15 protein-coding genes are annotated in these 14,510 nt (G+C 63.4%); all 15 read right to left on the bottom strand.

Annotation, left to right across the window (positions count from 1 at the left end):
- Positions 1 to 74: 74 nt before the first annotated feature.
- On the bottom strand, positions 75 to 1,214 hold the full coding sequence (gene asd, locus PSV26_RS09310; protein WP_300514816.1) for an aspartate-semialdehyde dehydrogenase: 1,140 nt from the start codon (positions 1,212 to 1,214) through the stop codon (positions 75 to 77).
- A 393-nt stretch (positions 1,215 to 1,607) separates the two neighbouring features.
- On the bottom strand, positions 1,608 to 2,678 hold the full coding sequence (gene leuB / locus PSV26_RS09305) for a 3-isopropylmalate dehydrogenase (protein ID WP_300514819.1): 1,071 nt from the start codon (positions 2,676 to 2,678) through the stop codon (positions 1,608 to 1,610).
- Positions 2,679 to 2,756: 78 nt separating this feature from the next.
- On the bottom strand, positions 2,757 to 3,407 hold the full coding sequence (leuD, locus tag PSV26_RS09300) for a 3-isopropylmalate dehydratase small subunit (protein ID WP_300570028.1): 651 nt from the start codon (positions 3,405 to 3,407) through the stop codon (positions 2,757 to 2,759).
- Positions 3,408 to 3,547: 140 nt separating this feature from the next.
- Positions 3,548 to 4,969 carry a 3-isopropylmalate dehydratase large subunit gene (gene leuC / locus PSV26_RS09295; protein ID WP_300514824.1) on the bottom strand — a complete coding sequence of 474 codons (1,422 nt, stop codon included), beginning with the start codon at positions 4,967 to 4,969 and terminating at the stop codon, positions 3,548 to 3,550.
- 27 nt (positions 4,970 to 4,996) lie between these two features.
- Positions 4,997 to 5,941 carry a LysR family transcriptional regulator gene (locus PSV26_RS09290; protein ID WP_300514826.1) on the bottom strand — a complete coding sequence of 315 codons (945 nt, stop codon included), beginning with the start codon at positions 5,939 to 5,941 and terminating at the stop codon, positions 4,997 to 4,999.
- 198 nt (positions 5,942 to 6,139) lie between these two features.
- Positions 6,140 to 6,520 carry a hypothetical protein gene (locus tag PSV26_RS09285; RefSeq protein ID WP_300514828.1) on the bottom strand — a complete coding sequence of 127 codons (381 nt, stop codon included), beginning with the start codon at positions 6,518 to 6,520 and terminating at the stop codon, positions 6,140 to 6,142.
- A 95-nt stretch (positions 6,521 to 6,615) separates the two neighbouring features.
- Entirely contained in the window at positions 6,616 to 7,926 is a 1,311-nt protein-coding gene (gene gltA / locus PSV26_RS09280; protein WP_300514830.1) for a citrate synthase, read from the bottom strand.
- Between the two features lie 21 nt (positions 7,927 to 7,947).
- Positions 7,948 to 8,271: a succinate dehydrogenase assembly factor 2 gene (locus PSV26_RS09275; RefSeq protein ID WP_300570025.1), complete on the bottom strand. Its 324-nt coding sequence runs from the start codon at positions 8,269 to 8,271 to the stop codon at positions 7,948 to 7,950.
- 2 nt (positions 8,272 to 8,273) lie between these two features.
- Positions 8,274 to 8,978 (bottom strand): succinate dehydrogenase iron-sulfur subunit, encoded by a 705-nt coding sequence (locus tag PSV26_RS09270; RefSeq protein ID WP_300514836.1) that lies wholly within the window; start codon positions 8,976 to 8,978, stop codon positions 8,274 to 8,276.
- A 16-nt stretch (positions 8,979 to 8,994) separates the two neighbouring features.
- Positions 8,995 to 10,788, bottom strand: a complete 1,794-nt coding sequence (gene sdhA, locus PSV26_RS09265) for a succinate dehydrogenase flavoprotein subunit (RefSeq protein WP_300514839.1) — start codon at positions 10,786 to 10,788, stop codon at positions 8,995 to 8,997.
- A gap of 51 nt (positions 10,789 to 10,839) precedes the next feature.
- Positions 10,840 to 11,205, bottom strand: coding sequence for a succinate dehydrogenase, hydrophobic membrane anchor protein (gene sdhD / locus PSV26_RS09260; protein ID WP_300514842.1), 366 nt, complete (start codon positions 11,203 to 11,205; stop codon positions 10,840 to 10,842).
- Positions 11,206 to 11,221: 16 nt separating this feature from the next.
- Entirely contained in the window at positions 11,222 to 11,665 is a 444-nt protein-coding gene (sdhC, locus tag PSV26_RS09255; RefSeq protein WP_300514845.1) for a succinate dehydrogenase, cytochrome b556 subunit, read from the bottom strand.
- Between the two features lie 214 nt (positions 11,666 to 11,879).
- Positions 11,880 to 13,463 carry a cryptochrome/photolyase family protein gene (locus PSV26_RS09250; protein WP_300570022.1) on the bottom strand — a complete coding sequence of 528 codons (1,584 nt, stop codon included), beginning with the start codon at positions 13,461 to 13,463 and terminating at the stop codon, positions 11,880 to 11,882.
- Between the two features lie 55 nt (positions 13,464 to 13,518).
- On the bottom strand, positions 13,519 to 13,698 hold the full coding sequence (locus tag PSV26_RS09245; protein WP_300570019.1) for a DUF2256 domain-containing protein: 180 nt from the start codon (positions 13,696 to 13,698) through the stop codon (positions 13,519 to 13,521).
- A gap of 8 nt (positions 13,699 to 13,706) precedes the next feature.
- Complete coding sequence (locus PSV26_RS09240) at positions 13,707 to 14,477, bottom strand: GntR family transcriptional regulator (protein WP_300514854.1); 771 nt, start codon at positions 14,475 to 14,477, stop codon at positions 13,707 to 13,709.
- Between the last annotated feature and the right edge of the window lie 33 nt (positions 14,478 to 14,510).

Here is a 14,510-nt window from a genome sequence, read left to right as displayed (position 1 = left end):
TTGCCTGACGACAACGGGCTGTCACAAGTGGTTACGGGTGGGCGCCGGGTATCACCGGCCACCCCCGCGCCACTTCAGGCCTGCAGCAGAATGCGCAACATGCGGCGCAGCGGCTCGGCGGCGCCCCACAGGAGCTGGTCGCCCACGGTGAACGCGCCCAGGTAGTCGGGGCCCATGGCCAGCTTGCGCAGGCGGCCGACCGGAATACCCATGGTGCCCGTCACAGCGACCGGTGTCAGGTCGGTGATGCTGGCTTCGCGCGTGTTCGGTACCACCTTCACCCACTCGTTGTCGGCGGCGATCATGGCTTCGATGTCGGCCAGCGGCACGTCTTTCTTGAGCTTGAAGGTGAGCGCCTGGCTGTGGCAGCGCATCGCGCCGATACGCACGCAGAAACCGTCCACCGGGGTTTCGGCCGTGCCGAAGCTGGCGCCCTGACCCAGGATCTTGTTGGTTTCGGCGCCGCCTTTCCATTCTTCCTTGCTCATGCCATTGCCGAGGTCCTTGTCGATCCAGGGGATCAGCGAACCACCCAGCGGCACGCCGAAGTTGGCGGTTTCGGCAGACGACAGCGATTGCTGTTTCGCCAGCACGCGGCGGTCGATTTCAAGAATGGCCGATTTCGGGTCGTCCAGCAGCGCACGCACTTCGGCATTGAGTGTGCCGTACTGGGTCAGCAATTCACGCATGTGTTGGGCACCGCCGCCGGAGGCCGCCTGGTAGGTCATGCTGGTCATCCATTCGACGAGACCTGCCTTGTACAGGGCGCCCACGCCCATCAGCATGCAGCTGACGGTGCAGTTTCCGCCGATCCAGTTCTTGCCGCCCTTGGCCAGCGCGTTCTGGATCACCGGCAGGTTGACCGGGTCCAGCACGATGATGGCGTCTTCGTTCATGCGCAGGGTCGATGCGGCGTCGATCCAGTGGCCGGTCCAGCCGGCAGCACGCAGCTTGGGGTAGACCTCGGTGGTGTAGTCGCCGCCCTGGGCGGTGATGATGACGTCACACTTCTTCAGGGCCTCGATGTCGAACGCATCTTTCAGCGTGGTTTCGTTCTTCGCCTGCGCCGGGGCCTTGCCGCCGGCATTGGAGGTCGAAAAGAAGACCGGCTCGATCAGGTCGAAGTCGCCTTCGGCCTGCATGCGGTCGATCAGCACCGAGCCGACCATGCCGCGCCAGCCGACGAGTCCCGTGAGATTGCCCTTGAGTTTCATGATGCGCCCTTCAAAAAGTCAAAAATGAAGCTTTTCGGCCCGGCTCATCGAGCCGGCAGGGCACGACGAACCAGGCTTGCTAGCCTTTAATGGTGGTCGTTTTGGTGGTCTGGGTCGAAACCGGCGCAGCGCACATCGCGCGCGAAGCGGCGACGAGGCGGATGACAGCGGGGTTTTGACGCATGGGACTATTTTAACCAGGCTGGCCTTGTTGCGGCAGACGCTTGCGCGAAACCAGCCTGCGCGGCCAGCTTCTGCGGCAAAAAAACGTCAGTTGCTTCAGACACGAGGCGCAAAACCAGCCTGGGCCGCGGATCTGGCTCCGCCAGTCCGCAGGCGCAGCGGCCCCCTCGGGGGGCAGGGAGCGACACGAAGTGCGCGACCGTGGGGGTCTTATTTCAGGGCTTTGACCACCGCGTCGCCCATCTGCACCGTGCCGACCCTGGTCGTACCGTCGCTGTAGATGTCGGGCGTGCGCAGGCCCTGCGTCAAGACTGCATCCACGGCTTTTTCAATCCGTGCGGCGGCTTCCGGCTGGTTCAGGCTGAACCGCAGCATCATGGCCGCGCTCAAAATCGTGGCCAGCGGATTGGCGACCCCCTGGCCGGCGATGTCGGGCGCGCTGCCATGGCTGGGCTCGTACAGGCCCTGGTTGTTGGTGTTCAGGCTGGCCGAAGGCAACATGCCGATGCTGCCGGTCAGCATGGCGGCCGCGTCGGACAGGATGTCGCCGAACATGTTGCCGGTGACCACCACGTCGAACTTCTTGGGCGCCTTGACCAACTGCATGGCGGCGTTGTCCACATACATGTGGTCCAGCGCCACGTCTGGGTATTGCAAGCCGACTTCGGTGACCACGTCTTTCCAGAACTGGAAGGTTTCCAGCACATTGGCCTTGTCCACGCTGGTCACGCGGCTGCCGCGCTTGCGAGCCGCCTGGAAGGCGACGTGGGCGATGCGTTCGATCTCGGGGCGCGAATAACGCATGGTGTCGAAGGCTTCCTCGGCGCCGGGGAAGTGGCCGTCGGTGGCCGTGCGGCGGCCGCGCGGCTGGCCGAAGTAGATGTCGCCGGTCAGCTCGCGGATGATCAGGATGTCCAGGCCGGACACCAGCTCGCGCTTGAGGCTGGAAGCGTCGACCAGCTGCGGGTAACAGATGGCAGGGCGGAAGTTGGCGAACAGGCCCATGTGCTTGCGCAGACCCAGGATGGCCTGCTCGGGACGCAGCGGGCGGTCGAGCTTGTCGTATTTCCAGTCGCCGACGGCGCCGAACAACACCGCGTCCGAGGCCTGCGCGAGTTTCAGCGTGGCGTCGGGCAGCGGATGGCCGTGCGCTTCGTAGGCGGCGCCGCCGACCAGGGCAGTTTCCATCTCCAGTTTCAGGTCCAGTACCTGAAGGACCTTGACGGCCTCGGCGACGATTTCGGTGCCGATGCCGTCACCGGGAAGAATTGCGATTTTCATGGTTGCTCTTTTATTGATAGCTGTTGGCGCCCGTCCCATAAGGGCTGGAGGCACTTTTTATGTATAAAAACAGGGAAATCAGGCGATCAGGGTATGCGCCAGCCAGGGCTTGGTCGCCAGGCGTTCGGCTTCAAAGGCCTTGATCTTGTCGCTCTGGCGCAAGGTCAGGCCGATGTCGTCGTAACCGCCGAGCAGGCAGAACTTCTTGAAGGCCTGAACCTCGAAGGCGATCTCTTCCCCCTGTGGCTTGATCACCACCTGGCGCTCCAGGTCGATGGTGAGCTGGTAGCCGGGGAAGGCCAGCGCCTCGTCGAACAGCTGGCTCACCTGCGCTTCGCTCAGCACGATGGGCAGCAGGCCGTTCTTGAAGCTGTTGTTGAAAAAGATGTCGGCGTAACTCGGCGCAATGATGGCGCGAAAACCGTACTGGTCCAACGCCCAGGGCGCGTGCTCGCGCGAGGAGCCGCAGCCGAAGTTCTTGCGCGCCAGCAGGATGGAAGCGCCTTGGTAGCGCGGCTGGTTCAGCACGAAGTCCGGGTTCGGCCTGCGTGTCGCCGGGTCCTGGCCGGGAAAGCCGGGGTCGAGGTAACGCCAGGCGTCGAACAGGTTGGGGCCGAAGCCGGTCTTGCGGATGGACTTGAGGAACTGCTTGGGGATGATCGCGTCGGTATCGACGTTCTCGCGGTCCATCGGAGCGACCAGGCCTTTGTGGACGGTGAATTTTTTCATGCTGATCTTCTTTCAATAAATCGAAGCGCTGCGTTTGCTGTCTGTTCAAGTGGCCGCGTGGATCCGGCTTTGCCGGTCCACAGAGGCCGCCCCCTCGAGGGGGGATCCGGCTACACGAAGTGAGCCGAGACGGGGGTGGTTCATGTGAATTTGCGAATATCGACGAAGTGGCCGTGCACGGCAGCGGCGGCAGCCATGGCCGGACTCACCAGGTGCGTGCGGCCGCCGGCACCCTGCCGGCCTTCGAAGTTGCGGTTGCTGGTGGAGGCGCAGCGCTCGCCCGGTTCGAGCCGGTCGGCGTTCATCGCCAGGCACATGGAACAGCCCGGCTCGCGCCATTCGAATCCGGCGGCGACGAAAATCTTGTCCAGGCCTTCGCGCTCGGCCTGTTCCTTGACCAGGCCGGAGCCGGGCACCACCATGGCGAGCTTGACGTTGCCGGCGACCTTCTTGCCGATTTTCTGCAGGATGGCGGCGGCTTCGCGCATGTCCTCGATGCGGCTGTTGGTGCAGGAGCCGATGAAGACCTTGTCGACCAGGATGTCGTTGATCGCCTTGCCGGGCTGCAGGCCCATGTAAGTCAGGGCGCGTTCGATCGCGTCGCGCTTGTTCGCGTCTTTTTCCTTGTCCGGGTCGGGCACGCGGTCGTCGATGGACAGCACCATCTCGGGCGAGGTACCCCAGGTGACCTGCGGCCGGATCTGGCTCGCGTCGAGCTGCACCACGGTGTCGAACACGGCGTCGGCATCGGACTGCAGGGTGCTCCAGTACTGCACCGCCTGCTCCCACTCCACTCCGGTGGGCGCCAGCGGCTTGCCCTTGACGTAGGCGATGGTCTTGGCGTCCACCGCCACCAGGCCGGCACGGGCGCCGGCTTCGATGGCCATGTTGCAGACCGTCATGCGGCCTTCCATGCTGAGCGCGCGTATCGCCGCGCCGCCGAATTCAATCGTGTAGCCGGTGCCGCCCGCCGTGCCGATTTTTCCAATGATGGCCAGCACGATGTCCTTGCCGGTCAGGCCCGGGGCCAGCATGCCGTCCACACGGACCAGCATGTTTTTTGCCTTTTTGGCGAGCAGGGTTTGCGTGGCCATCACATGTTCGACCTCGCTCGTGCCTATGCCGTGCGCCAGTGCGCCGAAGGCGCCGTGGGTCGAGGTGTGCGAGTCGCCGCAGACCACGGTCATGCCGGGCAGGGTGGCGCCGGTCTCGGGTCCCATCACATGCACGATGCCCTGGCGTTTGGACAGGAAGGGGAAGTAGGCCGCCGCGCCGAACTCGGCGATGTTGCTGTCCAGCGTGGTGATCTGTTCCTTGCTGACCAGGTCGGTGATGCCGTCGTAGCCGAGCTCCCAGCCGGTGGTCGGCGTGTTGTGGTCGGCGGTAGCCACGATAGAGCTGATACGCCAGACCTTGCGGCCGGCCTCGCGCAGGCCCTCGAAGGCCTGTGGGCTGGTGACTTCATGCACCAGATGGCGGTCGATGTAGAGGATGGCGGTGCCGTCTTCCTCGGTGTGGACGACGTGTTCGTCCCAGATCTTGTCGTAAAGGGTGCGTCCCATGGTGTTTTCCTTCGTGGTCTGTCGATTTTAAGTGGCTGAGGTGCTGCTGCCCGTGTCGTCCGCACGCGCGGTGAGGTGGTCGACCAGCAGGCGGGCGGTGACCGGCAGGCTGGAAAAGTCGCGCGCCACCAGCGCGATCTGGCGCGACGCCCAGGCATCGGTCAGCGCGACCGATTCGAGTTCGCCGACGCCGTGCATGAGCTCGAACGCCCGCTGCGGCATCACGCCGACACCCAGGCCGTTGTGGATCATGCGGCACATCGCGTCCAGCCCGGTCACGTGGATGCGCAGCTTGATGGTGCGCCCGGCCGATGCGGCGGCATCGCGCATGGCGAGGTAGATGGAGCTGTTCGAGTGCAGGCCGACGTGGTCGAAATCGAGGCTGTCCGCAAAAGTCATGCTGTCCTGCCTGCCCAGCACATGGCCGCGCGGCACGATCATCACGAGGCGGTCCTGGCGGTAGGGCAGGGTCTGCAGCTGGCCAATGCCGTCGGCGGTGTTGCAGATGCCCAGATCGGCCGCGCCTTCCTGCACCGCACGCACGACTTCCGTGCTCAGGTGTTCCTCGAGGTCGATCTTGACCTCCGGATGCTGGCTGATGAAGGTGCCCAGGTCTTCCGGCAGGAACTGCACAATGGCCGAGATGCTGGCATGCACGCGCACATGGCCGCGCACGCCGGCCGCGTATTCGCTGAGCTCGCCCTGCATTTTCTCGAGGCTGAACAGCACCGAACGGGCATGGTGCAGCAGGCTCTGGCCGGCCGGCGTCAGGTCCACGCCACGTGTGTGGCGATAGAGCAGCGGGGTGTCGAGCGCGGCTTCGAGGTCGGAGAGGCGTTTGCTGACGGCCGACGCGGCAATGAACTCCCGCTCGGCCGCCTTGCCGATGCTGCCGAGCTCACACACGGCCACAAACAGTTGCAGCGAGGTGAGGTCCATGCGGCGGGCGAAGTTGCGTTCTGAGCTGCTCATCAAAAAGGGCGAAAGTCATCGCGGTTCACGATGTATGTCTATTTTGACCGCTTTATCCAGCCTTGGTCATCGCGGAATGCGATGACTGGCTTTCCCGCTGGCTGGGGCCTGTGCGGCCGATCCTTGGCCGGTCTTGTGGGTGTTTTTGGCCTCCAGCCCAGCAGGGGCGGGCGCAAGCAGCTATTTATTTGATAGCAATCAGTCGATGATCCTGCCGGGATCGAGTGCCCGTACCCGGTGGTCCACGTTGTAGCCACCGAACTCGGTGTAACGCAGCAGGTGCCGTTCGCAGCGGCCGCAGTGCCAGACCTCGCAGCGGTTGTAGGGAAAAAAGCCGACAGCCACGGGGGCGTCGGGCGCGTCGTAACGCGTGCCCCCGGGGTGTTTTTCTTCCAGCGTGGGTTCGTCCACGGCAGGGTCACGCAAGGTGGCGACCAAGGTCATCTGCCCGGCTTCCCAGCGGTACTCGGCCAGGCTTTCCCAGCCGGCGCAGGCGCCCAGCGCACATTCGCAGGCGCGGGGCGCGGTGGGGCGGGCGATGGCCGCACGCAGTTCGGCGGCAGTGGGGATGAATGTCAAGGGTGAACTCCTCAAGTGGTCCTCACGTGGTCAGGGCCGCAAAAAAAGCCCGCCCGTGTTGCCACGGGCGGGCCGGATTCAGGCGTGCAGGCCGATCAGCGTGCGTTGATCGGCTTGACGTCGCGCTGGACCGAGCCGTTGAACAGCTGGCGCGGACGGCCGATCTTGTACTCGGGGTCGCCGATCATCTCGTTGAGCTGGGCGATCCAGCCGACCGTGCGGGCCAGCGCGAAGATCGCGGTGAACAGTGGCACGGGGATGCCGATGGCGCGCTGCACGATGCCGGAGTAGAAGTCCACGTTGGGGTAGAGCTTGCGCGAAACGAAGTATTCGTCTTCCAGGGCGATTTTTTCCAGCGCCATGGCCAGCTTGAACAGCGGGTCGTTTTCCAGGCCCATTTCCCTGAGCACTTCCTTGCAGGTTTCCTGCATGAGTTTGGCGCGCGGGTCGTAGTTCTTGTAGACGCGGTGGCCAAAACCCATCAGCTTGACGCCGGAGTTCTTGTCCTTGACCTGCTTGATGAACTCGCCGATTTTCTCGACGCCGCCGGCTTTCTGGATGTCGCCCAGCATGTTGAGGGCCGCTTCGTTGGCGCCGCCGTGGGCCGGGCCCCAGAGACAGGCCACACCGGCTGCAATGGCTGCAAACGGGTTGGTGCCGGACGAGCCGCACAGGCGCACGGTGGAGGTGGAGGCGTTCTGCTCGTGGTCGGCGTGCAGGATGAAGATGCGGTCCAGCGCGCGTTCGAGCACCGGGTTGACCTTGTACTCCTCACAAGGCGTGGCAAACATCATGTGCAGGAAGTTGCCTGCATAACTGAGGTTGTTCTTCGGGTACATGTAGGGCTGGCCCATGGTGTACTTGTAGGCCATGGCGACCAGCGTGGGCATCTTGGCGATCAGTCGGATCGCGGCAATCTCGCGATGCTCCGGATTGTTGATGTCGGTGCTGTCGTGGTAGAAGGCCGACAGGGCGCCCACCAGGCCGGTCATGATGGCCATCGGATGCGCATCCCGGCGGAAGCCGCGCAGGAAAAACTGCATCTGCTCGTTGACCATGGTGTGGTTGGTCACACGACTGACAAATTCCTTCTTCTGGTCGGCCTTGGGCAGCTCACCGTAGAGCAGCAGATGGCAGGTCTCCATGTAGTCGCAGTTGGTGGCCAGCTGCTCGATCGGGTAGCCGCGGTACAGCAATTCACCCTTGTCGCCATCGATGTAAGTGATGGCCGACTGGCAGGACGCGGTGGACAGGAAGCCCGGATCGTAGGTGAACATGCCGGTCTGGGCGTACAGCTTGCGGATGTCCACGACGTCGGGTCCGACGCTGCCGTGGTACACCGGCAACTCAACACTGGGGCTGCCATTGCTGAAGGAAAGTGTGGCTTTGTTGTCAGCTAGCTTCATTTTTGCGTCTTTCTTTTCAAATCAAAGGGGGTCGGTCACGGAGCCCGTGGCTGCGGAGCGAATCAAGTTTAAGACCTGCACGGCCTCGTAAGTAGATGCACTTACCTGTGCATCTGTTTCTGAAAGCTGGCCGGGTTCCCGACGTTTTAGCAGAAGGTCCAGCAGGTCGTTGTCGGACAATTCCATTAAATCATTCAGGCCTTGGGCCTGGCTGACGGTCAGCGTGGCTTCGTGCCGCCTGAAAAACTTCTCGATCAGCAGGTCATTTTCCAGCAGGCCGCGGCGGCAGCGCCACTTGAGTTTGCTCAGGGCGCGTTCGCCAAGAAGTTCGTCTGCTGTATGCATGCTCAGACGGCGCGCAGGACCATCATTTCCTTGATTTTTCCGATGGCCTTGCTGGGATTGAGTCCCTTGGGGCAGACATCGACGCAGTTCATGATGGTGTGGCAGCGGAACAGGCGGTACGGGTCTTCCAGGTTGTCCAGGCGTTCGGCAGTGGCTTCATCGCGGCTGTCGGCAATGAAACGGTAGGCCTGCAGCAGGCCGGCCGGGCCGACAAACTTGTCCGGGTTCCACCAGAAGCTGGGGCAGCTGGTGGAACAGCTGGCGCACAGGATGCACTCGTACAGGCCGTTGAGCTCGTCGCGTTCTTCAGGGCTTTGCAGGCGCTCTTTCTCGGGCGGCACGTTGTCGTTGATCAGGTAGGGCTTGATCGAGTTGTACTGCTTGAAGAACTGCGTCATGTCGACGATCAAGTCGCGCACCACCGGCAGGCCCGGCAGCGGCTTGAGCACAATCGTGCCTGGCAGCGTGCGCATGTTGGTCAGGCAGGCCAGCCCGTTCTTGCCGTTGATGTTCATGGCGTCCGAGCCGCACACACCCTCGCGGCAGGAGCGGCGAAAGGAGATCGTCGGATCCTGCGCCTTGAGCTTCATCAGGGCATCGAGCAGCATGCGCTCGCTGCCATCGAGCTCGACCTCGATGGTCTGCATGTAGGGCTTGGTGTCCTGGTCCGGGTCGTAGCGGTAGATCTTGAAAGTACGTTTGGTCATGAGGTTCCCGCTTGTCTTAAAAGGAGCGAACGGTCAGGGGGATGGAGTCCACGGTCAGGGGCTTCATCTGCACGGGCTTGTAGCTCAGGCGATTGCCCTGGCTGTGCCACAGCGTGTGTTTGTGCCAGTCGGTGTCGTTGCGGCCGTTCGGATGCTCTGGCGTGTCCCCGTAGTCGTCCACCGAGTGCGCGCCGCGGCTTTCGTGGCGTGCAGCGGCCGAGACAATGGTCGCCTGGGCAGCCTCAATCAGGTTCTCGACTTCCAGCGCCTCGATGCGCGCGGTGTTGAAAATCCTTGATTTGTCCTTGAGGCCGATATTGTTGACACGCTCGCGCAGCGCGGCGACCTTGGCCACGCCTTCGTCCATGATGGCCTGGGTACGGAACACGCCGGCATGCTGCTGCATGGCTGCACGGATGTCGTTGGCCACGTCCTGGGCGTATTCGCCGCCGGTCGCGTTGTCCAGCCGCGCGATGCGCGCCAGCGTGGCGTCGGCGGCGTCAGCCGGCAGGGACTTGTGGGCGGTGGTCTTGTTGAACTCGACGATGTGGTTGCCGGCGGCGCGGCCGAACACCAGCAGGTCGAGCAGCGAGTTGGTGCCCAGGCGGTTGGCGCCATGCACGCTGACGCAGGCGCATTCGCCCACGGCGTACAGGCCGTTGACAACCTGGCTCTTGTTGTCGGCGTCCTGCGTGACCACCTGGCCGTGGATGTTGGTCGGGATGCCGCCCATCTGGTAGTGGATGGTGGGCACCACCGGAATCGGTTCCTTGGTGATGTCCACGTTGGCGAAGTTGTGGCCGATCTCGAACACCGAAGGCAGGCGCTTCATGATGGTCTCGGCACCCAGGTGGGTCATGTCGAGGTTGATGTAGTCCTTGTTCGGGCCGCAACCGCGGCCTTCCTTGATTTCCTGGTCCATGCAGCGCGAGACATAGTCGCGCGGTGCCAGGTCCTTGTAGGCCGGTGCGTAGCGCTCCATGAAACGCTCGCCGTTGCTGTTGCGCAAAATCGCGCCTTCGCCGCGGCAGCCCTCGGTCAGCAACACGCCGGCGCCATGCACGCCGGTCGGGTGGAATTGCCAGAACTCCATGTCTTCGAGCGGGATGCCGGCACGCGCCGCCATGCCCAGGCCGTCGCCGGTGTTGATGAAGGCATTGGTTGACGCCGCAAAAATGCGGCCGGCGCCGCCGGTGGCCAGCAAGGTGGTCTTGGCTTCGAAGATATGCACGTCGCCGGTTTCCATCTCGATGGCGGTCACGCCGACCACGTCGCCAGCGGCGTCGCGGATCAGGTCCATGGCCAGCCATTCAACGAAGAAACTGGTTTTTTCCTTGACGTTCTGCTGGTACAGGGTGTGCAGCATGGCGTGGCCGGTGCGGTCGGCCGCGGCGCAGGCGCGCTGCACGGCTTTTTCGCCATAGTTGGCGGTGTGGCCGCCGAAGGGGCGCTGATAAATCGTGCCGTCGGGGTTGCGGTCAAACGGCATGCCCATGTGCTCGAGGTCATACACGACCTTGGGCGCCTCGCGGCACATGTACTCGATCGCATCCTGGTCGCCGAGCCAGTCGGAGCCCTTGACGGTGTCGTAGAAGTGGTAGTGCCAGTTGTCTTCGGACATGTTGCCGAGCGAGGCACCGATGCCGCCCTGGGCCGCCACCGTGTGCGAACGTGTCGGGAACACCTTGGAGAGCACGGCCACGTTCAGGCCGGCACGCGCCAGCTGCAGCGAGGCACGCATGCCGGAGCCGCCGGCCCCGACGATCACCACGTCGAATTTTCGTTTGGGAAGCTTGGAGGATGCAGTCATGATTGCTTTTTCAAAAGTCGGTCGTCAGAAGTGGGCGCTCGGTTCCGGGGCTCAAAGGCGCCACAGGACCTGGATGCCCCAGCCGGCGCAGGCCACCAGCCACACGATCGTGAACACGTCCAGGGACAGCTTGAGCCACACCGGCTTGACGTAGTCCATCCAGATGTCGCGCATGCCGACCCACACGTGGTAGAGCAGGGCGAGGATCACGACAAACGTCAGCACCTTCATCCACTGCGACGCGAAAATGCCCGCCCAGCGGTCATAACCGAGGGGGCCCTTGGTGAAGATCACCTGGGCCAGCAGCAGAACGGTGAAAAGGGCCATCAGGGCTGCGGTGACGCGTTGGGCCAGCCAGTCACGTGTGCCGTAATGTGCGCCGACAACGAGGCGTTTGGAGCCGTAGTTCACAGACATGGGGATGCTCCTTGAATCAGTAGAGGCCGAACAGCTTGGCGCCCAGCACCAGCGTCAGCAGAATGCTCAGTGACAGCGTGACCAGTGCGGTGCTTTTGCCGAATTCGTTGCTGAGCCGGTGGGTGGCGTCCATGTAGAGATGGCGCAGGCCGGCGATGAAGTGGTGCAGGTAGGCCCAGATCAAGGCGAGGGCCACCAGCTTCCAGATGAAGCCCGGCAAGCCCAGCATGCCGACGTTGAAGGCCGCCTTGAATTTCTCGAAAGAAATCTCCGAAGAAAGCGAGGTGTCGAACATCCAGATGATGAAGGGCATCAGGAGGAACATGATGGCGCCGCTGGCGCGGTGAAGGATCGACACCCAGGCCGCAGGGGTCATGCGGTAGGTCGTCAGGTCTTTGAAGGCGTTGATGTTGCGGAACTCGGGCCGCTTGGGACGCTGTTTGGATGCCAGCTCTGTCATTGTTGGGCTTTCGTGGGGAGAGGACTGGTAACTGCCTGGTAACTGCCCGTGAAGCACAAAGCAGTTACAACTGAAAACCTTCGAATTCTATTGCAACGCAGCAATGAACCTGCCCGCCCAGGCCATGGCAGCAGGGTTTTGTCAGGAAAATGGGGCGAAAAAAGAGTTGCCGGCCGGTCGGAGCGCGCGAAACCGGGGCAAGCTGACGGGAACATTACAGCTGATCCAGTCCGGCCAGCATGTCCTGCGCCTGCGCGCGCAACAGCTGCCTGTCCTGCGGAGCCATGCCCTGCAGGTGCTTGATCATCAGCGCCGTCCGCGGGTTGGCTGCGAACGCCGTTTCGTGCCGGTCCAGAAAATTCCAGTACAGCGTGGTCATCGGGCAGGCGTTGGGGCCGGTCCGCGTTTCGGGCTCATAACGGCAGCCGCTGCAATAGTTGCTCATGCGTTTGACATAGGCGCCGCTGGCCACATAAGGTTTGGAGGTGAAGCGCCCGCCGTTGGCAAACAGCGCCATGCCGGCCGTATTGGGCAGCTCGACCCATTCCACCGCGTCGACATACACCGCCAGATACCAGTCGCACAACTGCTGCGGACTGATTTGCGCCGCCACTCCGAACATGCCGGTCACCATCAGGCGCTGGATGTGGTGCGAGTAGCCATTGGCCAGTGTCTGGCTGATGCACTGGTGCATGCAGTTCATGTGGGTTTCGCCGGTCCAGTACCAGGCGGGCAGGGGCCGGTCGTGGCCGAAGTGGTTGGCGGTCTTGAGGCCTGGCATGTCCAGGAAATACACGCCGCGGATGAATTCGCGCCAGCCCAGCACCTGGCGGATAAATCCCTCCACGCTGGCCAGATCAAGGTGGCGGGTGCGATAGGCGTTCTCGGCGGCAAGCACCACCTCCAGCGGGTTGAGCAGCTTGAGGTTGAGCGAGCTCGACAGCAGGGCGTGCCAGCCGAAGTCCAGGCCGGTCCACATGGCATCCTGGTGTTTGCCGAAGTCGGGCAGGCGCTCGGTGATGAAGTCGGCCAGCGCCTGCAGTGCCTGCTCACGCGAAACCGGCCAGTTGAAGCGCCCCAGCTCGCCGGGATGATCGGCAAACTCCTGCTCGACCAGCGCCATGACCTCGCGCGTGATGGCGTCGGGTTCAAACACCGGGGGGCGGGGCAGATGCTGCGGCCCGGCTTTGCCAAAGCCCTTGCGGTTGTCGGCGTCGTAGTTCCACCGCCCGCCTGCCGGTTTCCCGTCGTCCATCAGCACCTGGTATTCCTGGCGCATCATGCGGTAGAAAAACTCCATGCGCAGGCTGCCCGACTGGCCGGCCCAGCGTCGAAACCGCGGCAGCGCGCACATGAAATGCCGGTCCTCACGCCATTCCATGAAGGAAGCCGGCTGTTCAGCTGCTGTGGCGGCTGACGGGTTGACAAGGGATTCAAGAGCCTCGTCCATCTGCCTGCGAACCCGCAGGTCGCCCGGCTCCACACCCATGACGCGTTCAGGCCGGTACCGGGCGATGGCGGCGCGCAGGCCATCGGCCAGTGTGAGGTCGCCTTCCGCATCGAGGGCGCGGTAGGCCACGCGCCAGCCGCGCTGCCGGAGCGTGTCGGCAAAATGCCGCATGGCTGACAGAAACAGCACCGTGCGCGCCTTGTGCGACCAGACGTGGGTGGACTCTTCCCGTGCCTCGATCATCAGCACGACGTCCCGGTTGGGATCTAGGTTGTCGAAAGCTGCGGAGTCGCCGTCGAGCTGGTCGCCCAGGATCAGGATCAGGTGGCGGCAGGGAGCGGAAGGCATTGCCGCAATTGTCCCTGAACCGTGCGGCCGCCAATGCCCCGCGGTGCAATACGGCCTATGTTTTGTCGGCTACTGCTGCCGGCCTTCCTGTTGCTGGTTTGTTCGCGCGGCAGGACTGGGAGCAGTATTTGACCTGGTCCCAGTTTTTCGCCCAGCTTTTGCGCCAGCTCATCTCGCGGCCGCAGGCCAGGCAGGTCTTGCTCGGCAGCGATGACTTGTTGCCCTTGAAGCCCATGGCCGCTTTCAGCTCAGGGTATTGCGGTAATAGTGGGTGTCGGTGCGGTAATAACCGCGCCGCAACTCCATCGGCACATCGTTGTAGGTGTAGGCAATGCGCTCCACGCTCAGCAAGGGCGTGCCTTGCTCCACTTTCAGGAGCAGCTCGCGCCCGTCGGTGGCGGCCTCGGCGCGTATTTTTTCTTCGGCGCGAACCATGCGCACATTGAACTCGGTCTCGAACAGCGCGTACATCGGGCCGTGGTAGTCGGCCAGCCGCTCGGTGGTCAGGCCCTTGAACGGGGCCGCGGGCAACCAGAGGTCTTCCAGAATTGTCGGTGTTCCGGCAAAACTCAGCACGCGGCGTGCCTGCAGCACGGCATCGCCGGTGCGCAGCGCCAGCGCGCGGGCAATGTCGGCGCTGGCGCGCACGCGCCGGCAGTCGATGATGTCGCGCTGGGCCGGGCCTTCGCTGCCCGGCGTGCCGCTGTCGGGCACGAGTTTGAGAAAACGGAACTGCACATGCTGCTCGGCGTGCGTGGCCACAAAGGTGCCCTTGCCCTGACGCCGCACCACCAGGTTGTCGGCGGCCAGCTCATCAATGGCCTTGCGCACCGTGCCCTGGCTCACGCGGTAGCGCGCGGCAAGATCCATCTCGGAGGGAATGGCTTCACCCGGCTTCCACTCGCCCGATTGCAGGCTTTGCAGGATCAGGCCCTTGATCTGCTGGTACAACGGGCTGAAGGCCGGCGTGGCACCTGCAAAATCATCGGCGGACGGGGGCGGGATGGCGGCCATGGGGAGTGTGTGAAGCTGTCCAATCATATCTTA

The sequence above is a fragment of the Polaromonas sp. genome (assembly GCF_029945685.1).
Lineage (GTDB): Bacteria > Pseudomonadota > Gammaproteobacteria > Burkholderiales > Burkholderiaceae_C > Polaromonas.
This window is presented reverse-complemented; position numbering and strand designations above follow the sequence as displayed.